The 22,593-nt window shown below is 72.9% G+C and carries 19 protein-coding genes; 9 read left to right on the forward strand and 10 right to left on the reverse strand.

Annotated elements, in window-relative coordinates:
- Positions 1-73: 73 nt before the first annotated feature.
- Complete coding sequence (gene hisC / locus FZ103_RS09210; RefSeq protein WP_186356056.1) at positions 74-1,165, forward strand: histidinol-phosphate transaminase; 1,092 nt, start codon at positions 74-76, stop codon at positions 1,163-1,165.
- 117 nt (positions 1,166-1,282) lie between these two features.
- Here hisC and FZ103_RS09215 read toward each other — a convergent pair whose 3' ends face one another.
- The 7 genes from FZ103_RS09215 to fbaA form a co-directional block, all read right to left on the reverse strand.
- Positions 1,283-2,548 (reverse strand): transcriptional regulator, encoded by a 1,266-nt coding sequence (locus FZ103_RS09215; RefSeq protein WP_186356057.1) that lies wholly within the window; start codon positions 2,546-2,548, stop codon positions 1,283-1,285.
- 249 nt (positions 2,549-2,797) lie between these two features.
- Entirely contained in the window at positions 2,798-4,099 is a 1,302-nt protein-coding gene (gene murA, locus FZ103_RS09220; protein ID WP_156000251.1) for a UDP-N-acetylglucosamine 1-carboxyvinyltransferase, read from the reverse strand.
- Positions 4,100-4,778: 679 nt separating this feature from the next.
- Positions 4,779-6,086 carry an adenylosuccinate lyase gene (purB, locus tag FZ103_RS09225; RefSeq protein WP_186356058.1) on the reverse strand — a complete coding sequence of 436 codons (1,308 nt, stop codon included), beginning with the start codon at positions 6,084-6,086 and terminating at the stop codon, positions 4,779-4,781.
- Between the two features lie 42 nt (positions 6,087-6,128).
- The gene (gene purD / locus FZ103_RS09230) at positions 6,129-7,382 is read right to left on the reverse strand and encodes a phosphoribosylamine--glycine ligase (protein WP_186356059.1); all 1,254 of its coding nucleotides are present in this window, start codon (positions 7,380-7,382) and stop codon (positions 6,129-6,131) included.
- Between the two features lie 51 nt (positions 7,383-7,433).
- On the reverse strand, positions 7,434-8,717 hold the full coding sequence (locus FZ103_RS09235) for an adenylosuccinate synthase (protein WP_156000252.1): 1,284 nt from the start codon (positions 8,715-8,717) through the stop codon (positions 7,434-7,436).
- Positions 8,718-8,924: 207 nt separating this feature from the next.
- Positions 8,925-9,341, reverse strand: coding sequence for a DUF3151 domain-containing protein (locus FZ103_RS09240; RefSeq protein WP_156000253.1), 417 nt, complete (start codon positions 9,339-9,341; stop codon positions 8,925-8,927).
- Between the two features lie 135 nt (positions 9,342-9,476).
- On the reverse strand, positions 9,477-10,499 hold the full coding sequence (gene fbaA, locus FZ103_RS09245; protein ID WP_156000254.1) for a class II fructose-bisphosphate aldolase: 1,023 nt from the start codon (positions 10,497-10,499) through the stop codon (positions 9,477-9,479).
- Between the two features lie 321 nt (positions 10,500-10,820).
- Between fbaA and FZ103_RS09250 the strand changes: the two genes are divergently transcribed.
- Positions 10,821-11,249 carry a RodZ domain-containing protein gene (locus tag FZ103_RS09250; protein WP_343233450.1) on the forward strand — a complete coding sequence of 143 codons (429 nt, stop codon included), beginning with the start codon at positions 10,821-10,823 and terminating at the stop codon, positions 11,247-11,249.
- A gap of 17 nt (positions 11,250-11,266) precedes the next feature.
- Here the strand turns inward: FZ103_RS09250 and pyrE are convergent, their stop codons facing one another.
- Positions 11,267-11,800, reverse strand: a complete 534-nt coding sequence (gene pyrE / locus FZ103_RS09255; protein ID WP_156000255.1) for an orotate phosphoribosyltransferase — start codon at positions 11,798-11,800, stop codon at positions 11,267-11,269.
- Between the two features lie 102 nt (positions 11,801-11,902).
- Between pyrE and cutA the strand changes: the two genes are divergently transcribed.
- Together cutA and FZ103_RS25445 are read left to right on the forward strand one after the other, a co-directional pair.
- Positions 11,903-12,244 carry a divalent-cation tolerance protein CutA gene (cutA, locus tag FZ103_RS09260; protein WP_156000256.1) on the forward strand — a complete coding sequence of 114 codons (342 nt, stop codon included), beginning with the start codon at positions 11,903-11,905 and terminating at the stop codon, positions 12,242-12,244.
- A gap of 278 nt (positions 12,245-12,522) precedes the next feature.
- Positions 12,523-12,870, forward strand: a complete 348-nt coding sequence (locus FZ103_RS25445; RefSeq protein ID WP_255429861.1) for a hypothetical protein — start codon at positions 12,523-12,525, stop codon at positions 12,868-12,870.
- Positions 12,871-13,285: 415 nt separating this feature from the next.
- Here FZ103_RS25445 and FZ103_RS09270 read toward each other — a convergent pair whose 3' ends face one another.
- Positions 13,286-14,038: a hypothetical protein gene (locus tag FZ103_RS09270; RefSeq protein ID WP_156000257.1), complete on the reverse strand. Its 753-nt coding sequence runs from the start codon at positions 14,036-14,038 to the stop codon at positions 13,286-13,288.
- 252 nt (positions 14,039-14,290) lie between these two features.
- On the opposite strand from FZ103_RS09270, the gene FZ103_RS25865 reads away from it, so the two are divergent.
- Genes FZ103_RS25865 through FZ103_RS09285 form a run of 3 tightly spaced genes read left to right on the forward strand, consistent with a single transcriptional unit; the run spans position 14,291 to position 18,460 of the window.
- Positions 14,291-16,108 carry a sigma-70 family RNA polymerase sigma factor gene (locus tag FZ103_RS25865; RefSeq protein WP_186356060.1) on the forward strand — a complete coding sequence of 606 codons (1,818 nt, stop codon included), beginning with the start codon at positions 14,291-14,293 and terminating at the stop codon, positions 16,106-16,108.
- A complete protein-coding gene (locus FZ103_RS09280) occupies positions 16,084-17,820 on the forward strand; it encodes an NYN domain-containing protein (RefSeq protein WP_186356061.1) in 1,737 nt (578 codons plus the stop codon). The genes FZ103_RS25865 and FZ103_RS09280 overlap by 25 nt, the downstream gene beginning before the upstream one ends.
- 55 nt (positions 17,821-17,875) lie before the next feature.
- Positions 17,876-18,460, forward strand: coding sequence for a hypothetical protein (locus FZ103_RS09285; protein WP_186356062.1), 585 nt, complete (start codon positions 17,876-17,878; stop codon positions 18,458-18,460).
- A 42-nt stretch (positions 18,461-18,502) separates the two neighbouring features.
- Here FZ103_RS09285 and FZ103_RS09290 read toward each other — a convergent pair whose 3' ends face one another.
- Positions 18,503-19,150, reverse strand: coding sequence for an HAD family phosphatase (locus FZ103_RS09290; protein WP_156000259.1), 648 nt, complete (start codon positions 19,148-19,150; stop codon positions 18,503-18,505).
- Positions 19,151-20,181: 1,031 nt separating this feature from the next.
- Between FZ103_RS09290 and putP the strand changes: the two genes are divergently transcribed.
- Together putP and FZ103_RS09300 are read left to right on the forward strand one after the other, a co-directional pair.
- On the forward strand, positions 20,182-21,738 hold the full coding sequence (gene putP / locus FZ103_RS09295; protein WP_156000260.1) for a sodium/proline symporter PutP: 1,557 nt from the start codon (positions 20,182-20,184) through the stop codon (positions 21,736-21,738).
- 279 nt (positions 21,739-22,017) lie between these two features.
- Positions 22,018-22,590 (forward strand): putative glycolipid-binding domain-containing protein, encoded by a 573-nt coding sequence (locus FZ103_RS09300; protein WP_156000261.1) that lies wholly within the window; start codon positions 22,018-22,020, stop codon positions 22,588-22,590.
- Positions 22,591-22,593: the final 3 nt, after the last annotated feature.

Genomic DNA, 22,593 nt, shown 5'->3' on the forward strand with positions numbered 1-22,593 from the left:
GCAGGCACTGCTCCCTGGCGATGATCGCCGAAAGTAGCCTGGATATTGCACAGAGTATCGAGGAAGGACACCAGTGTTCGCGTCCGAGCCGAATCCGCCATACCTTCGCGACGTCCTGGGAACCATCCCCGCCTACAAACCCGGGCGCAAGGTGGTCTCGCCGAGCGGCCGGTCGGTCAAGCTCTCCTCGAACGAAAGCCCCTACGGCCCCCTGCCCTCCGTGCTGGAGGCGGTGGCCGCCGCCGCGGCGGACCTCAACCGCTACCCCGACACCGCGGCCGCCGAGCTGACCGCCGCGCTGGCGGCCCGGCTCGGCGTCACCGAGGACCGCATCGCCCTGGGCGCCGGGTCGGTGGGCCTGCTCCAGCAGATCCTGGAGGCCACCGCCGAACCCGGAACCGAGGTCGTCTACGCCTGGCGCTCCTTCGAGGCCTACCCGCCCCTGGTCGGGCTGTCCGGGGCCGAGGCCGTGACCGTCCCGCTGCGCGGCGAGACCCACGACCTCGACGCGCTCGCCGCGGCCGTCACCGACCGCACCCGCGCGGTCTTCGTGTGCAACCCCAACAACCCCACCGGCACCGCGGTGCGCGAGTCCGAGCTGACCGCGTTCTTGGACCGGGTGCCCGAGAACGTGCTCGTGGTCCTGGACGAGGCCTACCGCGAGTACGTCCGCGACCCCCAGGTCCCCGACGGCGCCACCCGCTACGGCGACCGCCCCAACGTCGCGGTGCTGCGCACGTTCTCCAAGGCCTACGGCCTGGCCGCGCTGCGGGTGGGCTACCTCGTCGCCCATCCGCACATCGCCTCGGCGGTCCGCAAGACCATGGTGCCCTTCGCGGTCAACCACGTCGCCCAGGTCGCAGCGGTGGCGTCCCTGGCCGCCGAGGAGGAGCTGCTGGAGCGTGTGGCCGCCACCGTCAAGGAGCGCGAGCGGGTGCGCGACGCGCTGCTCGCCGACGGCTGGGAGGTGCCGCCGACCGAGGCCAACTTCGTCTGGCTGCGCCTGGGCGAGGACACCGCGGCCTTCGCCGCCGCCGCCGAGGCCGCCGGTGTGGCGGTGCGCGCGTTCCCCGGCGAGGGCCTGCGGGTCAGCGTCGGCGCGCCCGAGGAGAACGACGCCTTCCTCGAGGTCGCGCGCGAGTACCCGCGCCGCAACCGCGCCTGACCGCGCCCTGCGCGTCGCGCATCCGACCCGGACGCGAAACGGGCCGGCCCCGCCTGCGGCGGGGTCCGGCCCGGAGGTCGAAGTGCCGCCCGCGCGGGCGCGCGGGCGGCGCGGCGGCTACTTGCCGGCCTTGTCCTTGTCCAGCTTCTCCAGGATCAGCCGGTACAGCTGGCGCGGCCGGCCCGGCTGGAGCGTGCGGTTGGGCGGCAGCGGCCAGGCCAGCCCCTCCTCGACCAGCGTGCGCAGCAGGCGGCGGGCCGTTCGCGGGGTGACGCCCAGCATCCGCCCGGCGTTCTCGGCGTCGACCACCAGCGGCCCGTCCTCCTCGGCGATCTTCTCCGACAGCCGCAGCAGGGTCTCGCGGCCCTTGGTACGCAGCGGCTCGGCCGACGGGCGCTGAGGAGCACGCTGCGCGGGAACCAGCGACCGGCCCTCCCGATCGACCGCGAAGCTCTGCCGCGTGGCCTGTGCCCGGCTCAGGGCGGCGCGGGCGTGGGTCTCGGCGTCCTGGGTGGTGCGCCCCATGCCGATGCCCACTTCGATCGCGATCCCGAGCTCGGCCTTGATCCGCTCGACGAACGGCGGCTGGCGGAACCCCTCGGTAGCGGTGACCAGGGACCCGCGCGTGGCGGTGACCATGAACGTGTGGTCGTCGACCGGGTGGGCGGTGGCGTTGATGCGGTGCGCCTCCTGCAGCAGCAGCCGCTGGAGCGACAGGCGCAGCTCGTCGCGCCAGTAGCGCGGCGTGGAGCGGCGGGTGGAGTCGCGCAGCGTGGGCACGTCGACGACGACCACCCCCAACTGGGCCTCCTCCAGCCGGTGGTGGGCGCCCAGCAGCCCCGCGGTCTGCAGCGCGCTGCGCACCCCGGCGTTGGTGGGGCGCAGCCGGGTCACCGGGACCCCCATGGCCTCCAGCCGCTCGGCGACACCGCGCACGCACGTGATCGCCATGCGGGTGGACTTGCGGCGCCACAGGCCCTCGTGGAAGGAGGTCAGCTGGGCGGTGCTGGTGAGCTCCTCGTGGACGTGGATGCCGTCGACGGGCAGGTCGACCTCGGAGTAGGCCTCGACGACGTCGGTGCGGCTGAGGACGTCGAGGCTGGCGCGGGTGGGATCGAGCCGTTCGTCCAGGGTGGCCCGCAGCAGGGCCTCGTGCAGGCTGGCTCCTCCCAGAGGCACGTAGGTGGCGGGCATGGTCAGCACGCCCGCCTTCCGTGCGAACTCGTAGGGGACGGGGCTGGCGAACAGATACGCGTCGATCGCCGAACCCAGGCGCAGCACCTTGTCGGTCGCCTCTTGCTCATCTCGATACGCGGCGGCGATGAGTCTGGCGTTGAGCGGCCCCGTGGACCCCGATCCCATGAGCATGACTCGCTCGACCACTTCATGGGGACCGATGACACCAATCGTCAGATCGCCAGTTCGCTGCGCACTCACCTCGGGCTGCTCCCCGCTACCATTCCACGCTCTTCACTATGTGCGCCCACTGGTTTCCCGAACCTGTTCCCTGTCACGGCATGGTTGCCGTGATCGTACCCATTGTGCGGGGCCAATGAAGATCGTTTCACACAGAACGCCGAAAGCCGGGTGGAAGCCGAACTCCCGCCCCGGTTCCGGCCGCGGACTCCGCGCCTAGTCGGCGGTTTCGCGCACCACGTCGGCGCCCAGCGCGACCAGCCGCTTCTCGAACTGAGCGTGGCCGCGGTCGACCAGGTAGCCCGGTGCCACGGTGGTCTCGCCCTCGGCCACGAGGCCGGCGAGCACCAGGGCGGCCCCGGTGCGCAGGTCGTGTGCGACGACGGGGGTGCCGCGCAGCGCGGTGTGGCCGTGGACGATGGCGCGGGTGCCGTCGACCTCGATCTTGGCGCCCATCTTGGTCAGTTCGTCGGCCAGCGCGAAGCGGCCGTCGTAGATCGCCTCGTGCAGGTAGCTCTCGCCCTCGGCCAGCGTGGCCAGCGCCATCAGCGGCGACTGCAGGTCGGTGGCGAAGCCGGGGTAAGGGGAGGTGACGGCGTTGATGGGGCGCAGCGGGGAGCCGGCGTCGCGCCGCACGTGCAGCACCGCGCCCTGCTGGGCGAACTCCACGCCCATCTGCTCCAGCTTCCAGCGGGCCACGCCCAGGTGCTCCAGGTGGGCGCCGACCAGGCTGACCTCGCCGCCGGTGGCCGCGGCCATCATCGCGAAGACGCCGGCGTCGATACGGTCCGACATGATGGTGTGCTCGACCGCCGTGAGCTCCTCGACCCCCTCGACGGTGATGAAGCCGGTGCCGCCGCCGCTGATCTTGGCGCCCATGCGGGTGAGGAAGTCGATGACGTCGAGGACCTCGGGCTCCAGCGCCGCGTGCTCGATGACGGTGGTGCCCGGCGCCAGCACGGCGGCCATGATCAGGTTCTCGGTGCCGGTGTGGGAGGGGGTGTCCAGGTAGAGGTGGCCGCCGCGCAGGTTGCCCGCCTCGACGTTGATGTGGTTGCGGGCGTCGTCCTCGGTGACCTCGGCGCCCAGGCGGGCGAAGCCGCGGTAGTGGAAGTCGAGTTTGCGGCTGCCGAGGTTGCAGCCGCCGACACCCTCGATCCGGGCCCGGCCCATCCGGTGCATCAGCGCCGGGACGAACAGCACGGACCCGCGGAAGCGCGAGGCGATGTCGGCCGGCAGCACGGCGCGCTCGGGGTCGTTGAGCTGGGAGGCGTCGATCACCACCGTGCGCTCGGCCTCGTGGAACTCCACCTTGGCGCCGATGTGCTCGGCGAGCTCCAGTGCGCGGTGGACGTCCTCGATGATGGGGACGTTGCGCAGCACCGTGCGTCCCTTTGCCGCGAGCAGGGCGGCGCCGATCATCGGCAGCACGGCGTTCTTCGCGCCCTGGATGAACGCCGTCCCGTTGAGGGGACGGCCGCCACGGACGCGGTAACGAACCTCCTGGCCCATGCTCATGTGCTCCTTCGTGAGGCGATCTAGGTGTAGGGGTCGTTCTCGTCGGATCTGGTGCGCTCTCAGACGCGGATGACAGGCGGAGCGTTCCGACGAGGCGGGCTCAACCTGGTAGCCATCGCAGGGTGTCCGGAGTCGGGATCGTGGCGCTGACTGGCACTACGTGTCGTGTGCCCGCTGAAGCGGTCGTCATGCCGACCGCGGTGATGCGGACGTGGTGCCAGGTCGCCGCGCCGGTTCCGGAGGATGGCGGGTTGTTGGGGCGCCCTTTGCGGAATGCTGGGCTGGACCGGCGTCCGGGCAAAGGACGGATACCACTGTATGTCCTGCGCGTTCCCTTCGCTCCCATCGTGGGGCGGATCACGCGCGCTCGGGTGGCCGGTTCCGGCGCGGTCCTGCGGCGCCGTGGCCGTGACCGGCCACGACGCTCGGCCGCCGAACGCGCCGGCGCGGTCCGCGGGAGGGCGATGTGGTCCGGACCGCACCGCCGCATCCGGGCGTGTCGCGCCCCCGCGGACCATCGCGCCGGTCAATCCGCGGCCATGGAAATGTTTGGCCGAGCGCGGCCGGGTCCGGGACCGCCGCGGACGCGCGCACGTACACCCGCACGCCCACGCGCGCGTGCATCCGTACGCACGCCCGCGCGTTCGCCTGCACGCTCGCGGCCGCGGCCCCGGCGCACTCAGCTCAGCTCGGCCAGGCGATCGAAGAGCCCGTCCAGCCGGCGCACGAACCGCTCGGGCCGGCAGACCTCGTCCAGCCGCGCCTCGTCCAGCTCGACGCCGCGCTGGGCGGCCTCCTCGCGCAGCGTCTCGCGGAACGGCGTGCCCGAGTCCCAGGTGCGCATGGCGGCGGCCTGGACGAGCGCGTAGACGTCCTCCCGCGAGGCCCCGGTCTCGATCAGCTCGGAGACGACGGTGGAGGAGTAGATCAGGCCGCCGGTGGAGTCAAGGTTGGCGCGCATCCGGTCGGCGTCCACCACCAGCCCGGTCACCAGCCGCGTGGTCAGGTGCAGCAGGTAGTCGGTGGCGATGGCGGCGTCGGGCAGCGAGATCCGCTCGGTGGAGGAGTGGGAGATGTCCCGCTCGTGCCAGAGCGGGATGCCCTCCATCACCGGCACGATCTGGGCCCGGACGTTGCGCGCCATGCCGCAGATCCGCTCGGAGAGGATCGGGTTCTTCTTGTGCGGCATCGCGCTGGAGCCCTTCTGGCCCTTGCCGAAGGGCTCCCACAGCTCGCGCACCTCGGTGCGCTGGCCGTGGCGCACCTCCAGCGCGATCGCCTCGCACACGGTCGCGGTGATCGCCAGGCACGACACCCACTCGGAGATGCCGTCGCGCAGCACCACCTGCGTCGACACGTCCGCCGGGCGCAGGCCCATGCGCTCGGCGACGTAGGCCTCCACGCGGGGGTCGATGTTGGAGTAGGTGCCCACCGGCCCCGAGATGGCCATCACGCCCACCGCCTCGCGGGCGCGGCGCAGCCGGTCGCGGGAGCGGGCCAGGCCGAAGGCGAAGTCGGCGACGCGGTGGCCCCACACGTCGGGCTCGCCGTGGATGCCGTGCGTGCGCCCCACGCGCAGCGTGGCCCGGTGCGCCAGCGCGTGGTCGCGCAGCGCGGCCACCAGGGTGTCGGCCTTGGCCAGCAGGATGTCGGTGGCCTCGACCAGCTGGGCGGCCAGCGCGGTGTCCAGCAGGTCCGAGGAGGTCATGCCGAAGTGCACCCAGGCCGCCGCCTCGCGCGGCTCGGTGTTGTCGGCCCAGGCGGTGAGGAAGGCGATGACGTCGTGCTGGGTGACGGCCTCGATCTCGGCCACCCGCTCGGGGGTCGGCGGCGGCGCGCTGCGCACCGGCTCCACCGCGTCGGCGGGCACGGTCCCGTCGGCCGCGTGGGCTTCGAGCACCAGGGTCTCGACCTGGCACCAGAGCTCGTACTTGTGGGCGTCGGAGAAGACCCGCCCCATCTCCGGAAGGGTATAGCGCTCGATCACCCGCCCATTTTCGCAGGCTCCGCGGGCAGGAGTGCCCTCCGCCTAGTCGGCGCCCGCCGCCGCACGCTCCGCGATGTCGGTGCGGTGGAAGGAGCCGCGCAGCTCGATGCGCTCGACCGCCTGGTAGGCGCGCTCGCGGGCGCGGGCGAGGGTGTCGCCGGTGCCGACGACATTGAGCACCCGCCCGCCGGCCGAGACGAGGTCGCGCACCCCGCTCCAGGCGGTTCCCGCGTGCAGCACATAGGCGCCGTCGAGCGCCGAGGCGGCGTCGATCCCGCCGACCGGGTCGCCCTTGACGGGCTCGCCGGGGTAGTTCTCGGCGGCGACGACGACGGTCACCGCCGCACCGCCGCGCCACTCCAGCTTGGTGTTGGTGCCCAGCCCGCCGACGTCGGCGGCCTGCAGCAGCCCGCCGATGGGGGTGGCCAGCCGGTCCAGTACCACCTGGCATTCGGGGTCGCCGAAGCGCGCGTTGAACTCCACCACGCGCGGGCCCTTCGAGGTCAGCGCCAGGCCCACGTACAGCAGGCCCTGGTAGCGCACGCCGCGCCGCGCCATCTCGGTGAGGGTGGGGGCCACGACGGTCTCCATGACCTCGTCGACGAGGCCCTCGGGCGCCCAGTGGACCGGCGCGTAGGCGCCCATGCCGCCGGTGTTGGGGCCCTGGTCGCCGTCGTAGGCGCGCTTGAAGTCCTGGGCCGGCAGCATCGGCAGCGCGTGGATACCGTCGCTGATCACGAACAGCGACACCTCGGGCCCGTCCAGGTACTCCTCGACGACGACGCGGCCGCACTCGCGCGCGTGGCGCTCGGCCTCGGCCCGGTCGCCGGTGACCACCACGCCCTTGCCCGCGGCCAGGCCGTCGTCCTTGACCACATAAGGGGGTCCGAACAGGTCGAGCGCCTCGGCGGCCTGGCCGGGCGAGCGGCACAGCCGGGAGCGCGCCGTGGGCACGCCGGCGGCCTCCATGACCTCCTTGGCGAAGCCCTTGGAGCCCTCCAGGCGGGCGGCCTGCTGGTCGGGTCCGAAGACCGGGATGCCCCGCTCGCGCAGCGCGTCGGCGACTCCGGCCACCAGCGGCGCCTCGGGGCCGATCACCACCAGCTCCGCGCCGATCCGGGCGGCCAGCTCGGTCACCGCGAGGCCGTCGACCGGGTTGATCACGTGGTTGTCGGCGTGCTCGGAGGTGCCGGGGTTGCCGGGCGCACAGTGCAGGTCGGTCACCCCGGGGTCGAGGGACAGCGCGCGGACCAGGGCATGCTCGCGGCCACCGCCGCCGAGGACCAGGGCTTTCACTTCACCGACCCTTTGTTTGTCGAGGGGGACAGGGGACTGCCGCGCGCGGGGTCAGACCAGGGAGCGCAGTTCGAGGGTCTGGTCGCGCCCCGGCCCGACCCCGATCGCGGAGATCGGGGCTCCGGCCATCTCCTCCAGGGTACGCACGTAGGCCTGGGCGGTCTTGGGAAGCTCCTCGAAGCCCCGGGCGTGGGAGATGTCCTCGTTCCAGCCGTCAAGGTACTCGTAAACGGGCACCGCGTGGTGGAACTCCGTCTGGGTCATCGGGATCTCGTCGTAGCGGGTGCCGTTGGCCTGGTAGCCCACGCACACCGGGATCCGCTCCAGGCCCGAGAGAACGTCCAGCTTGGTCAGGAAGAAGTCGGTGATGCCGTTGACGCGGGTGGCGTAGCGGGCGATGGGCGCGTCGAACCACCCGCAGCGCCGGTTGCGCCCGGTGGTCACGCCGTATTCGCCGCCCTTCTGGCGCAGCCAGTCCCCCCACTCGTCGTGCAGCTCGGTGGGGAAGGGGCCGGAGCCGACGCGGGTGGTGTAGGCCTTGATGATGCCCACGACCTTGGTGATGCGCGTGGGGCCGATGCCCGCTCCCGCGCACGCCCCGCCGGCGGTCGGCGAGGAGGAGGTCACGAACGGGTAGGTCCCGTGGTCGATGTCCAGCAGCGTCCCCTGGGAGCCCTCCAGGTAGACCGTCTTGCCGGCGTCCAGGGCCTTGTTCAGCTCCAGCGAGGTGTCGGCGACGAAGGGGCGCAGCTCCTCGGCGTAGCCCATGTACTCGTCGAAGACCTGCTCGACCTCCAGCCCGCGCCGGTTGAAGACCTTGGTCAGCACCTGGTTCTTGTCGTGCAGCGCGAGTTCGAGCTTCTGGCGCAGGATCTTGGGGTCGAACATGTCCTGCACGCGGATGCCGGTCCGGGAGATCTTGTCGGCGTAGGTGGGGCCGATGCCGCGCCCGGTGGTGCCGATGCGGCCCTTGCCCAGGAAGCGCTCGGTCACCTTGTCCAGCGCCCGGTGGTAGGGCATGATCATGTGCGCGTTGGCCGAGACGAGCAGCCGCTCGGTGCTCACGCCGCGGTCGCGCAGGCCCCGCAGCTCCTCGAAGAGCACGGCCGGGTCGATCACCACGCCGTTGGCGATGACCGGCACCACGTCGGGCGAGAGGATGCCCGACGGCAGCAGGTGCAGCGCGTATTTCTGGTCGCCGATCACCACGGTGTGCCCGGCGTTGTTGCCGCCCTGGTAGCGGACCACGTAGTCGACCCGGTTGCCGACCAGGTCGGTCGCCTTCCCCTTGCCCTCGTCTCCCCACTGGGCTCCAACGAGCGTGATCGCCGGCATCCGGGTCTACCTCTTCATTCGTTCGATCCGACCGTCGATGGTCGCGGTGCGCCGCACATGAGCAAGCCCCTGGCGCAAGCAAGCGACAGGGGCCCTTGCGCATTGAGCGTACACGACCCGCGCGAGGCGGTTAAGGGACGGATGTCTGTGCGGGGCGGCTGAGCTGCGGCCTTGCCGAGCCGGCGGCACCACCGGCGCGGACGGGGCTCAGGCGCCCAGCGCCTCGGCCGCCTCCGGGCTGCTCTCGCGCAGGAGGGTCGAGCAGCGCTCGGCCTCCTCGTTCTCGCCGATGGCCTCGGCCGCGCAGGCGAGCATGTGCAGCGCGTGCAGGAAGCCGCGGTTGGGCTCGTGCTCCCAGGGGATGGGGCCGTGGCCCTTCCAGCCGGCGCCGCGCAGCTGGTCCAGGCCGCGGTGGTAGCCGGTGCGCGCGTAGGCGTAGGCGGCGACGTCCTCGCCGGCCTCGAAGGCGCGCTCGGCCAGAGCGGCCCAGGCGGCCGAGTACGCCGGGAAGCGGGCGGCGACCTTGGCGGGGTCGGTGCCCTCGGCCATGGCGCGGGCGGCCTCGGGGGTGTCGGGCAGACGGGTGGGCGGCGGCTCGCCGAGCAGGTTCTGTTGCAGGTCCATGCCTCCATCCTGCCAGCGCCGCGCGCCGACGTGGGGGCGTGCCCGGCCGCCGCGTCCGCCCGTGGAAGTGGTGGCGACCGGGCACGCAAGGCCCCCGGCTCGTGGGGAACCGGGGACCCGTCTGGGGGCGGGCCGCTACTTCATCTTGTTGCCCGCACACTTGAGCTGCCGGCACGCCTCGGCGACGCGCGCGGCCATCCCGGCCTCGGCCGCCTTGCCGTAGGCGCGGGGGTCGTAGGCCTTCTTGTTGCCGACGTCGCCGTCGACCTTCAGCACACCGTCGTAGTTGGTGAACATGTGGTCGGCGATGGGCCGGGTAAAGGCGTACTGGGTGTCGGTGTCGATGTTCATCTTCACCACGCCGTAGTCGATGGCCGCGTGGATCTCCTCCAGCGTCGAGCCCGAGCCGCCGTGGAAGACGAAGTCGAACGGCTTGGCCTTGCCGTGCTTCTCGGCCACCGCCTCCTGGGCGTCCTTGAGGACCTCGGGGCGCAGCTTGACGTGGCCCGGCTTGTAGACGCCGTGCACGTTGCCGAAGGTCAGCGCGGTCATGTAGTAGCCCTTGTCGCCGACTCCCAGCACCTCGGCGGTGCGCAGCGCGTCGCCGGGGGTGGTGTAGAGCTTCTCGTTGATCTCGCCGACGACGCCGTCCTCTTCGCCGCCGACGACCCCGACCTCGATCTCCAGGATGGTGCGGGCGGCGTTGGACGCGGCCAGCAGCTCCTCGGCGATCTGCAGGTTCTCCTCCAGCTCCACGGCCGAGCCGTCCCACATGTGCGACTGGAACAGCGGCTGCTGCCCCTTGGCCACGCGCTCGGAGGACTCGCGCAGCAGCGGGCGCACGAAGCCGTCCAGCTTGTCCTTGGGGCAGTGGTCGGTGTGCAGGGCGATGTTGACCGAGTACTTCTCGGCCACGATCCGGGCGTACTCGGCGAAGGCGATCGAGCCGGTGACCATGTCCTTGACCGTCGCACCGGAGAGGAACTCCGCGCCGCCGGTGGAGACCTGGATGATGCCGTCGCTCTCGGCCTCCGCGAACCCGCGCAGCGCGGCGTGGAGGGTCTGGCTGGAGGTCACGTTGATGGCCGGGTAGGCGAAGCCCTGCGACTTCGCGCGGCCCAGCATCTCCGTGTAGACCTCTGGGGTAGCGATAGGCATGGTGTTGACTCCCTGGTTGGCCTGGAGTGTCTTGCGAGCGGCCCCGGCGGTCGATGCGGAACCGCGTCTCTTGGCGGAAATACCCAGTGGGTTGCCTGAGCAAGTATCGCGAAGTCGGCGGCGGAACGAAAGGTCTAGACCAAACCGCGGAGCGTCTCGCCGCGCCGCCGCGCGGTGGCGTGTCCGGCGAGGCGCGGCCTGTGGCGGATCGTTACCGTATGTGTTTTTACCAGGCTCGATGATGCCCCTGGCAGTGATTCGGACAGATATGTGGGGACCTACCGTCGAATGTCCCCGGTGATACACGCTACATTCAACATCGTGGGACGACATCGCAACGATCCACGAGGCATCGCCCAGATGGTGGCCATCGGCGGGGTGATCGTACTCTTCATCACCCTGGTGGTCCTCGGCGGATTCTTCCTCTACAAGTCGCTGCCCTCCGGCAACGACGCCGCCGCTGTGCCCGAAGGCGCGGGCGAGGAGGCCGACCCCCAGGCCGAGGCGCTGGAGACCGGAACCCTCTTCGTCCGGGTGATCGGGGAGTCCAGCGACGTCGTGGTCCGGGTGCCCGGCGGCGACGTCCTGGCCGACACCACGCTGACGACCGACGAGTACCTCAGCTTCGACGAGTCCCGGATCCTCAACGTCACGATCGGCCGGCCGAGCGAGGTGGAGGTCTACGTCCACGGCGAACACAGGGACATCTCCGACGAGGACGCCGGCTACAGCTTCACCGTGGAGCCCTGACCACCCGGCCGCCCCCGTCAGATGCGCAGCTCCTCCGGCTGGAACACCGCCCGGTAGTCCAGACCCTCCGCGCAGACGCGCTCGGCCGCCCCGCGGTCCACGATGACCGCGACGCCCGCCACCTCGGCCCCCGCCTCGCGCAGCGCCGCGACCGCCGTGAGCACCGAGCCGCCCGTCGTGGAGGTGTCCTCGACCGCCAGCACCCGGCGCCCGGCCACATCCGGCCCCTCGATCCTGCGCTGCAGCCCGTGGGCCTTGCCCTCCTTGCGCACCACGAAGGCGTCCAGCCGCCGCCCCTGGGCGGCGGCCGCGTGCAGCATCGCCGCCGCGACCGGGTCGGCGCCCAGCGTCAGCCCGCCCACCGCTTCGTAGTCCAGATCGGCGGTGGCCTCCAGCATCGCCCGGCCCACCAGCGGCGCGCTCGCGCCGTCGAGGGTCACCCGGCGCAGGTCCACGTAGTAGTCGGCCTCCTGGCCCGAGGACAGGGTCACCCGGCCCCGCACGACGGCCTTATCGTTGATGTGTCGAAGGAGTTCGTCGCGGTCGCTCATGATCTCCGAGCCTAGAGCGCCGAGGGGACCGCTCGAAGCGCCGGGCCGAGACCGGCGCCCGCGGCGGCAGGCAGCCGGACAGCGGATCGGAAGTGGGCAGTGATGGCCGAGGAGCGCGAGCACGCCGGCGCGCACGTGCGCGTCGAGACCACCAGCGACACCCGCGAGTCGGCCGACGACCTCGCGCGGTCGGTGGTCGACCGGCGCCTCGTCGCCTGCGCCCAGGTCGAGGCGCCCATCACCAGCTACTACCGGTGGGAGGGCGATATCTGCGCCGACCAGGAGTGGCGGGTCGTGATGAAGACCGCCCGCGACCGCCTCCCCGACCTCGTCGAGCACCTGCGGTCGGTGCACAGCTACGACGTGCCCGAGGTCATCGCCGTGCCGATCGAGGGCGGCAACCGCGCCTACCTCGACTGGCTCGTCGAGGAGACCCGGCCCTGACCGCGCAGCCGCCCGGCCTGGTCCTGCTGCACAGCCCGCTGGAGGAACCGTGGGAGCTGTGCGGCCTGCGCGACGCGCTGCGCCGCCGCGGCATCGGCGCGGACCTGGCCGAGATCACCGACGACGACGGCCCGCCCTACGCCGCGCGCTACATCGCCCGCGCCGCGCTGGAGATCCGGCGGCTCGACCCGCCGCCCCCCGTCGTCCTGGCCGCCCGCGGCGCCGCAGGCCCGCTGCTCCCGCAGATCGGCGCCGCCCAGCGCGCGGCGCACCGCCCGGTGGCCGGCTACCTGTTCGTCGACTCCCTGCTGCCCCAGCCCGGCTCGCCCACCCGCGCCGAGCTGCGCGACGCCCAACTCGGCGCCGGCGCGCCGCAGCCTGAGGAGCCGGCCGCCGCGCGCGAACGCCCCGCAGCCTTCTACACCGAGGCGCTGCCCATGGCCGCCGACTGGCCCGACGCGCCCTGCGGGTACCTGCTCACCGGAGCCGGCCCGCCCGCCTGCGCGCGGCTGGCCGAGCTGCGCGGCTGGCCGGTCCTCGACCGCTCCGCCGCGGGCCCGCGCTCCGGCCCCGAGGGCACCGCAGCACTGGCGGGTGACCTGGCGGAACTCCTGTCCAAGCTGTGAAGTGGAAGGTCTGAGGAGTTCAGAAACCCTCCGAGGACCCGGGGAAGGGCGACCACGGCGGCTGCGGCAACGGGGGCGGATCGCGCTTCGCGGTCCGCGCCCATTGCCGCAGCGGTAGTGGTGGCAGGTCGGGTGTGGCTCCGGTGGGTGCCTGGCAAGCGGAGGCGCGCCCGCCTCCCCATGCGGACGCGCCTCCCGGGGCGCCGTGGCGCCCCGCCACCGGCCGGCGTACCGCGGCCGCCCTTCTCCTCGGGGCCAGAAGGCCGCCGCCGGCCGGTGGCTTCGCCGGAGCAGCGCTCCGGCACACGCCGGCCGTGCGCCCGCCCCTCAACGGGCGCCGTGGCCGGCGGGCCGCCGGTTCCGGGCCCCGCCCCCTCAAGCAGGGCCGCGCGGTTCCGGCGGCGTCGGGGAAGGCTCAGTCGGTCGGTGATCTCCCCGCGTCGTCGAGCAGTGCCAGCGCCTCGGCGCACCCGGCGGGCAGCAGCAGCGTCCACACCCGCGCGCCGTGGTCGGCGCACACCTCTTCGCGTACCAGGCGCAACCGGTCCGTCAGATCCGCCGTGGCGGGTGCCAGCACGGCGATGCGGCTGCGGCTCAGCAGCGCCAGCGACTCGCCGTTGGGGAAGAACCGGCCCAGCTCGTGGCCGAGCACGATCAGCCGGGCGGTGCGCCGCCAAGGGTCCAGCCCCTCGGGCAGCGCGACGACGATCAGCCGGTGGTCCGCGGCCCGGGCCGCCGGATCGGCGGCGCTGCGGTACAGCTCGCTCACCCGGGTGCGCAGGTAGGCGGCCGTCGCCAGCCCGGTGAGCGGGTCCCGGCAGTCCTCCCGGGAGCGGCCGCCGTCCACCCATCCCGCCGCCAGGGCGGAGACCGGCTCGAACGGGGGCTGGGCGCGGCCCAGCGCCGCGAAGAGGTCGGCGAGGTCCTCCAAAGCGGCGCCGATGGGCATGCCGGCGCGCGCCCGGGCCTGCCCGAGCCGCCCGCACGCCTCGGCCAGGCCCTGTCCGCGGACCACCGCCTCGCAGACGGAGTCCACGGCCGGTGTCCACCAGTCCTCGTGCGGCTCGCCGCGCCGCTCGCGGCTGCGCCGGCCCCACAGCTCCCGCAGGCGCCGGCCCGATGCCAGGCCGTCGGCCAGCTCGAAGCCGCCGGTGTCGCGTCCCCTCATCTCAGCCCTGCTCCCGTTGCTCGGCGGTGCGTGGCGCCGCAGCGCCTTCACCCCTATTCACGGACTTCGGTGGCGGCCATGACGCGAGTGCGGGAACATTTTTTCCGAGCGGTTTCCTGCGGCCGTGCTCGTGTGTTCGCGAGCCCCCTCGGCAGGCCGCGGCGCATTCGGACATTCCACGCCGTCCCACGCCGCGCACTCCCCGGTCGCCGGGTGTGCGCAGGCGGGGCCCCCAAAGCGGAAGGGCAGCGCATGAGCGAACCCCAGGGCGATCACGCAGAGACGCTCATCGGTGACGATGAGCTGCTGGCGAAGGTCCGCGAAGGCGACACCGAGGCGTTCGAGGAGCTCTACACCCGCCACGTCGGCGCCGCCCGCGGCCTGGCCCGCCAGCTCGTCCGCAGCGAGAGCGAGGTCGACGACGCCGTCGCCGAGACCTTCGCCCGCGTGCTCGCCGTGCTGGGGCGGGGCGGAGGCCCCACCGACGGGTTCCGCCCCTACCTGCTGACCGCGGTGCGCCACGTCGTCTACGACCGGTTCCGCGGCGAGAAGCGGCAGGTCGTCACCGACGACATGGAGGTCTTCGACGCCGGCGAGCCCTTCGTCGACCCCGCTCTGGCCGGGCTGGAGCGGTCCCTGATCGCCCGCGCCTACCTGTCGCTGCCCGAACGCTGGCAGGCGGTGCTCTGGTACACCGAGATCGAGGGTGTCAAGCCCGCCGAAGCCGCCCCCAGCCTGGGGATGAACCCCAACAGCGTCGCGGCCCTGGCCTACCGGGCGCGCGAGGGCCTGCGCCAGGCGTATCTGCAGATGCACCTGGCCGGCGGCGCGGCCGAGGCGTGCCGCCCGGCCGTCAGCCGGCTCGGCGCCTACGTGCGCGGAGGGCTGGCCAAGCGCGACACCGCCGTCGTCGACCGCCACCTCGACGAGTGCGGCAGCTGCCGCGAGGTCTGCGCCGAGCTGATGGACGTCAACGTCGGCCTGCGCGGGATCGTGCTGCCGCTGGTGGCCGGCCCGGCCGCGGCCGGCTACCTCGCCGCCGCGGGCGGGGTCCCGGTCGGGATCGCCGGATGGTGGCAGCGGATGCCCAAGCGCGCGCAGCAGGCCACCGCGGGCGGCGCGGCCGCGGCGGCCGCGGCCGCGATCGCCTTCGCGCTGGTCAGCGCCGAGGACCCGGTGCCCGGTGAGCCGCCGGGCGCCCCGCCCGCGGCCGCCGCCGCGCCGCCGGGTCAGCCCGCACCGCCCGCCGCCGAGCCGCCCGCGCCGCCCGCTCCTCCTGCGCCTCCCGCTCCGCCCGAGGCGCCCGCCGAGCAGAAGCAGGCACCGGCGCGTCAGCTCAACGAGAGCGCGCCCCCTCCCGAGGAGGAGCCCGCGCCGCCCGCCAAGCGGCCGGAGCCGGCGCCCGCGCCTCCGCAGGTCCCCGATCCGCCGGAGCCCCCGCCCGCCCCGGAACCGCCCGACCCTCCGGCACCTCCGAACCCGCCCGAACCTCCGGAGTTCGACCCGCCCGGGAACGCGCAGCCGCCCGCCGACCCGCCGCCCTTCGACGGCGGGGGCTTCGACCCGCCGGGTGTCGGGCAGCCGCCCGCGGATCCCCCGCCGGCGGGCGGCCGTCCCCCGGGGCAGGCGGCTCCCGCGAACCCCCCGGGGCAGGCCGGACCGCCGGGGCAGCGGCCCGGCCGGGGCGGCGGTCCGCCCGCCGACCGGCCCGGCCGCGGTGTCGGCCGGGCCGCCGCGCTCGGCCCCGGATCGGTGTCCTGGGCCGTGCCGGACTCGTTCGGCGCGCCCCGATCGGCCGCGGCCGAAGGCGCGAGGCCGGGCCCGGCCGCCCGGTCGGCCATCGCGCGTGCCGCGGACCTCGCCCCGCTGAACTGGGCGGATTCGCCTGGGCGGGGCCAATGGCGGTGGCGGGGCGGCATACAAAGCTTTGCAGACTTGGTTAGGCTGTGGCGCGGCCTGTCTACAGGCCCAGTGCCGAACGCCGGCAGGACCGGGGGCGCGGATACCGCCCCGGTCGACCAACCAACGGGAAGGGGCGGTGTCGCGTGGATCGCTGCGCGCTATTCGTAGACGCCGGCTACCTCCTCGCCGACGGTGCGATGGCAGTACACGGAACCCGCAACCGCGATTCCGTGTCCTGGGACTACGCGGGTCTCGTCCAGCTCCTCAACGAGGTGGCGCGAGACCGCACGCAACTCCCGCTGTTGCGCTGCTACTGGTATGAGGCGACCACGGACGGCCGCCGGACCCAGGAGCAGGACGGGATCGCGGACATTCCCGGCATCAAGTTCAGGGCCGCGCGCATCCGTCCCGGCAGACGGGAGGGCGTCGAGAGCTACGTCCAGCGGGACCTGACCACCCTCGCGCGCACCGGGGTGCTGTGCGAGGCGGTCCTCGTCAGCGGCGACGAGGACATGGCCCAGGTCGTCTCGGACGTGCAGGACCTCGGCGTCCGCGTCACCGTCGTACACATCTCGGTCGAGGGGAACTGGACCATCTCCCGGGCGCTGCGCCGCGAGTGCGACGATCTGATCGAGATCGGCGCCGGCCACCTGCGTCCGCACGTCACCCTCCTCGCCGGCGTGGGCGAGGACGACACCAGCGAGACCACCACGCCGCTGAGCAACGGGCGCTCGCACAGCCCGCCGGAGATGCCGCGCCGCCCCGTGGCCTCCCATCCCGCACCGGGCCGGGTCGAGCCCGCGGCGGCCTCCTCCGGGGGCTACGAGCCCGCATTCGCCGGAACCGGCGGCCAGCCCGCGATGGCCGGCAGCGCGATGGACCAGCTGCGCGCCATGCAGCAGAGCCTGGCCCAGCAGCGCGGCGGCGACCACCTCGCGCCGCAGGGCGGCGCCGGCGTCGAGCCGCAGCGCAGCTCGCCCTCGGGCCCCATCGACGCCAACGGGTTCCCCTCCGGCGGCCACACCCCGCCGCGCGTCAGCGGAACGGGCGCGCACGCCGGCATGGCCGGAGCCCAGCCTCCGGGTGCCGAGTCCGGCTACGGCGTGCCGCCCAACACGGGGGCCCACCCGGGGATGCGGGGCGCACAGCACCCCTACGGCCCGCCACAGGGCCGCCAGGCGCCGCCGCAGCACCAGCCGGGGCAGCAGCAGCCCGCACAGCAGACCGGGGCGCAGCCGCCCCAGGCGCATCCGACGGGCGGCCACCCCGCACACGCCCACCCCACCGGGGGGCATCCGGCGCCGGGGCATCCCACCGGAGCGCATCCCTCCATGGCGGGCCACCAGTACGAACGGGAGAATCCGCCGGGCCGGAACACGCCGCCGCCCGCACCGGATCCCCGGTACGGGCCGAACACCGGTGAGAATCCGGGATTCGGAGGTAACACCGGCCCAAACCCTACTATTGGGGCCAGTACGGAAGTTGACTCCCGCTTCGGGAGCGGCGGCGGAAACCCGGTCGGGTCCGCTGCCGGTACTGGCCCCCACCCCGACCACCGCCTCCAGCACGGTCCCTACACCGACCCCACGCCCAGCCTCGGGCCGCCCCCCGCCGGCGGGGCCTCGCCGGCGAACACGATCGAGGACGCGGTGAATGTCGCGCACCAGGAGGGGAACGACTTCGCCGAGTCGATAGCCCGCGACGCCCCCGCACTGTGGATGGAGGCGGTTCTGGTGCGCCGTCCGCGCATGCCCTCCGACTTGGAGGCGCGCCTGCTCCAGGGATCGGCGCTGCCGATCGACTTCCTCCTGCGCGACGAGGTCCGCGAGGCCCTGCGCCAGGGGTTCTGGAGCGCGTTGGAACGTGCGGCCAGAGGATGACCGGCGGCGGCGCCGGCCGCGGACCGACAATGTTGGGGAGCGAGGGAGGGTGGCAGTGACACGTGTGACGACGGACGATCTCGACCGGCTGGAGTTCCGGGCGGTCCAGTCGGGTGACCATGTCGACGTCGCCATGGAACTCCTCGGCCTGGCCAACAGCGTCGACGCCGACAGCGAGATCACCCGCGCGGAGATCTTCGTGCGCGCCGGCGAGCAGTGGGAGATGGCCCAGGAGTTCGAACGGGCCACGGCCGCCTACCAGCGCGCCATCGACGACGGCGGCGTGACCATCGTCGACGCCCGCGCCCTGCAGGCCGGTGCGCTGCTGGAGCTGGACATGATCGACACCGCCTACGCCCAGCTGGAACGCCTGCGCGCCGAGGGGCCGCGCAACCTGCCCACCTTCATCCACATCGCCGAGACCCTGCAGGCCCACGGCGACCTCTCCGGGGCCCACAACTGGGCCACCATCGGCATCGAGCGCTTCCGCCACCAGGACGTGTCCTCCTACGTCCACGACCTGCTGCTGGAGCTCCTGCGCGCCCGGTTCCGCATCCGGATGGACCTGGGGCTGGGCGAGGACGACTTCGACCGCCTGCTGGACGGCTGGAACCGCCACGGCCACCCCAACGACCGCTGAGACCCGGCCGGCGGGCGCTCGCCGCCCGCCTCGGCCCGATCATCACGCCGTCCGGTCGGCCGCAAGCTCCCTGCCGCGGACGTAGGCCTCCATCAGGCTCGTGCCGCTGTACCGCGCCCGGGCGATGTCCGCCACGTGGTGGTCGGCGTTGATCGCGACGCTGTGGTGCACGTGGCCGAACAGCGGCGCGTCGGACATGGAGTCGCCGTAGGCCACGCACCGCTGGATCGGGATGCCCGCGCGCCGCCTGGTCTCCTCGACTATGCGCACCTTGTCCTCGGGCACCAGGATCCCGGCGGGGTCGAGAGGGCTGCGGAAGGGGAGGGGCGGGAAGGGGGAGGCCACCACCTCGTGGAAGCCGAAGTCCAGCATTCGACGGGCGTAGAAGTCCGGCGACATCGTCACGACCAGCGAGCGCTCGCCGCGCGCCCGGATGTCGTCGCACACCTCGGCGATGTCCTCCATGAACGGGGACGCCGAGAACGCCGCGTCGACGTGCTCCTCGGTGAGCTCGGACCACAGCGCGTGCAGCGTCGCCGCGAACACCTTGGTGTCGATCTCACCCGCACTGAAGGCGCGCTCCAGGTCGAGCAGCTCGGCCTCGGTCCCGCAGGTGCGCGCGACCTGCACGGCCGCGCTCGTGCCGCGGATGAGGGTTCCGTCCATGTCGAAGACGTGTAGGAAGCTCATGCCGCCCGTCCTATCACCGGGCGAAGGGGGGTGTCGCGCCCTTTCCCGCCCGTCACCCGCCCCCACCCCTAACGGAGGCGCTGCGCGCCACGTACTTGTTCTGCCGGCTTGCCGCCGAGTGCACGCTGCTCCGGCGCAAAGGTGCGCCGTGCGCTCGGCGGCAAGGAAACACGTGACGCGCAGCGTCTCCGTTGGGGTGGTGGTGGGCTGACGGGCGGGCCGCGCTTCGCGAGGCGCACCCATTGCCGCAGCCCCGGTGGTGGCCGCCCTGGGTGGTGCCCGGTGGGTTCCTGGAAGGCCGCGCCCCGGCCGTTCAACTACATGGCGTAACGGTGGCGCCGCGCGCCGCATCCTCGCCCGCCCGTCGCCCGCCACCACCCCTGCGTCCTGTCAAGTAGCCGGTCACCACAGGAGGTTGCGGCAATGGGGCTGTGATGCGCGAAGCGTTGTGCGCCGGCTTGCCGCCGAGCGCACGGCGCACTTTTGCGCTGGAGTCACGCCACCGGTGGTGCGGCTCCACCTGTGAAGGGCTGCGTGCGCTCGGCGGCAAGGAAACACGTGACACGCAGCGTCTCCGTTGGGGTGGTGGTGGGCTGACGGGCGGGCCGCGCTTCGCGAGGCGCACCCATTGCCGCAGCCCCGGTGGTGGCCGCCCTGGGTGGTGCCCGGTGGGTTCCTGGAAGGCCGCGCCCCGGCCGTTCAACTACATGACGTAACGGTGGCGCCGCGCGCCGCATCCTTGCCCGACCGTCACCCGCCACCGCACTCCTGTGCTGGTCAGCGCCCTGTCGCTCGCGCCTCGGCGGTCATCGGCCCGCATACGTCCGCAGGCCCTATGTGCGATCCGACAAGAGCGGCGCGTCCCCGTGCGGCGATCGGACAAGTGTGGCGGGTGAACAACTCGGCGAGGTATCGAAGGCGGCCCCACTTCCATATCGGACATTGCCCCGGGACCTGACCGGCCGTCAGTATCCATGCATCGCCCGACATACATCGCCCGACGACCGGCCAGCTGAAGAAAGGGGAGCCGATTGGATACGTCGACTCTGGCGTCGATCGCCACCTTCGCCGCGTACTTCATCGTCATGATCGCGATCGGTATCGCGGTGTACAACCGCACGAAGTCGCTGTCGGACTTCGTGCTGGGCGGCCGGAAGCTCAACAGCTGGGTTGCCGCGCTCAGCGCCAACGCCAGTGACTTCAGCGCGTGGCTGCTGCTCGGCCTGCCCGGTGCCATCTACCTCTCCGGGCTGGGCGAGGCCTGGATCGCCGTGGGGCTGGGAATCGGCTTCGCGGCGAGCTGGTGGCTGGTCTCCGGCCGGCTGCGCGTCTACACCGAGCGGGTCACCGACGCCCGCAGCGGCGGGGACTCGAACTCGCTGACGCTCTCCTCCTACCTGGAGAACCGCTTCGCCGACCGCAGCGGCGTGCTGCGCCTGGTTTCGGCGGTGCTGATCCTGCTGTTCTACCTGTTCTACGTGGCCTCCGGGCTCGTGGCGATGGGCGGCGTGTTCCAGCAGGCCTTCGGCATCTCCAGCGCGGTCGCGATCGTCGTCGGCGTATCGATCGTGGTCCTCTACACCTTCCTCGGCGGCTTCCTCGCGGTGAGCCTCACCGACGTGGTCCAGGCCGCGATGATGTGGATCGCGCTGCTCATCGTGCCCATCGCGGGCATCGTCACCGTCTTCTCCGACCCCGGCCGAGAGGCCGGCAGCTTCTCGGAGGTGCTGGGCGGTGTCGAGGGATCGCTCGGCGACGCGCTGGCGCCGATGGTGATCATCTCCGGTCTGGCCTGGGGGATCGGCTACCTCGGCCAGCCGCACATCCTGGCCCGGTTCATGGGCATCCGCTCGGCCGCCGACGTCCGGCAGGCCGGGACCATCAGCGTCACCTGGGCCATCACCGCCATGATCATGGCCGTGGTGCTCGGGTTCACCGGCGTTGTGTACTTCGAGCAGCCCCTGGACGACCCCGAGCAGGTCTTCGCCCAGCTCATCCAGGCTCTGCTCAACCCGTGGGTGGCCGGTCTGCTGCTCGCGGCGATCCTGGCCGCGGTGATGTCCACGGCCGACTCCCAGCTGCTGGTGGGCGCCTCGGCCGTCACCGAGGACGGCTACCGGGCGTTCCTCAAGCGGGACGCATCCGCCCACTCGCTGGTGTGGATCAGCCGCGGCGCGGTCATCGCGATCGCGGTGCTGGCCGCCGTGATCGCCCTGTCGGGCAACAACACCATCATGGGCCTGGTGGGCTACGCCTGGGCCGGATTCGGCGCCGGGTTCGGCCCGGTGATCCTGCTGTCCCTCTACTGGCGCGGCATGAACCGCGCGGCGGCGCTGGCCGGCATGATCGGCGGCGGCGCGACCGCCATCCTGTGGGACATCCTGGACAACTCCGGTATCCAGCTGGGCCCGATCGCGATCGAGCCCCTGGGCACCGGGCTGTATGCGATGGTGCCGGCGGTGATCGTCAGCCTGATCGGAATCTTCGTCTTCCAGTTCGTCGGCCGCGCGACGCCCGGCATGGAAGAGGACTTCGACCGGGTGGAGCGCGAGTTCGCCGGACCCGGCATCGCGCCCGCGGGGCGCTAGCCGGCCGCTCGCCCGGCGAGCACGGGCGGGGGCGCGCACCCGGTGTGCGCCCCCGCCCGCCGCTTTTCCCGTCCTGCGGCCGAACGTTTTCCGGGTCCGGAACCGGTCGCGCGGACGTCGGAAACCGCGGTGCCGAGTAAGCGCGGGTGCGGGTGCCGCAGCGGCGGGGCTTCGCCGATGCGGATCCCGGCGGTGAGCGTCGACCGGGCGCCGCGTCCGCGGAACGCCGCTGACGGGGGGCCGCTGGCGTGTGACGGGCGGTAGGGGTAAAACGGGTTCATGCCCTCAAGAGCCGCGGATCCGGTCGCCTGGTCACGGGTCGACGTATCGGCCGGACTCGGGGTGGGCGCACTCGTCGCCCAGCCCGGCGGCTTCCGGTTGGAGGCCGCCGAGACGATCGCCGATTCCGACGGCCGCTTCTCCGCGCGGTTCACCGTGCACGCCGACCTGGGCTGGTCGAGCACGAGCGCGCGGGTGGAGGCGCTTTCCACCGGCGGATCCAGCTCCGTCCAGCTGGAGCGGCGGGCCGGCGGCTGGACGGTGGACGGGCGGCGGGTGCCCGAGCTCGACGGCTGCGTGGACGTGGACGTGGCCGCCACGCCGCTGACCAACACGCTGCCGATCCGCCGGCTGGGGCTGCGGCCGGGGGAGTACCGCGACATCTCGGCGGTCTGGGTCGACGTGCCCAGCCTGCGCGTGCAGCGGATGGCGCAGCGCTACACCCGCCTGCAGGCCGCGAACGGCCACGATCGCTACGAGTACTCCGACTCCGTCTACGGCGCCTTCGTGCTCACCGTGGACCGCGACGGCCTGGTGGTCGACTACGAGGGCCTCGCTGTGCGCGTGCGCTGAGCC

Origin of the sequence: Streptomonospora sp. PA3 (assembly GCF_009728995.1) — a bacterium.
Taxonomy (GTDB): domain Bacteria; phylum Actinomycetota; class Actinomycetes; order Streptosporangiales; family Streptosporangiaceae; genus Streptomonospora.

Bases quoted from the DNA above. Each gene is read 5' to 3' on its own strand.
- FZ103_RS25865 (WP_186356060.1), top strand. From the start codon at position 14,291: ATGAGCGAACCCCAGGGCGATCACGCAGAGACGCTCATCGGTGACGAT.
- FZ103_RS09240 (WP_156000253.1), bottom strand. From the start codon at position 9,341: ATGGACCTGCAACAGAACCTGCTCGGCGAGCCGCCGCCCACCCGTCTG.
- FZ103_RS09270 (WP_156000257.1), bottom strand. From the start codon at position 14,038: ATGAGGGGACGCGACACCGGCGGCTTCGAGCTGGCCGACGGCCTGGCA.
- cutA (WP_156000256.1), top strand. From the start codon at position 11,903: ATGGCCGAGGAGCGCGAGCACGCCGGCGCGCACGTGCGCGTCGAGACC.
- pyrE (WP_156000255.1), bottom strand. From the start codon at position 11,800: ATGAGCGACCGCGACGAACTCCTTCGACACATCAACGATAAGGCCGTC.
- FZ103_RS09290 (WP_156000259.1), bottom strand. From the start codon at position 19,150: ATGAGCTTCCTACACGTCTTCGACATGGACGGAACCCTCATCCGCGGC.
- FZ103_RS09300 (WP_156000261.1), top strand. From the start codon at position 22,018: ATGCCCTCAAGAGCCGCGGATCCGGTCGCCTGGTCACGGGTCGACGTA.
- fbaA (WP_156000254.1), bottom strand. From the start codon at position 10,499: ATGCCTATCGCTACCCCAGAGGTCTACACGGAGATGCTGGGCCGCGCG.
- FZ103_RS09235 (WP_156000252.1), bottom strand. From the start codon at position 8,717: ATGCCGGCGATCACGCTCGTTGGAGCCCAGTGGGGAGACGAGGGCAAG.
- murA (WP_156000251.1), bottom strand. From the start codon at position 4,099: ATGAGCATGGGCCAGGAGGTTCGTTACCGCGTCCGTGGCGGCCGTCCC.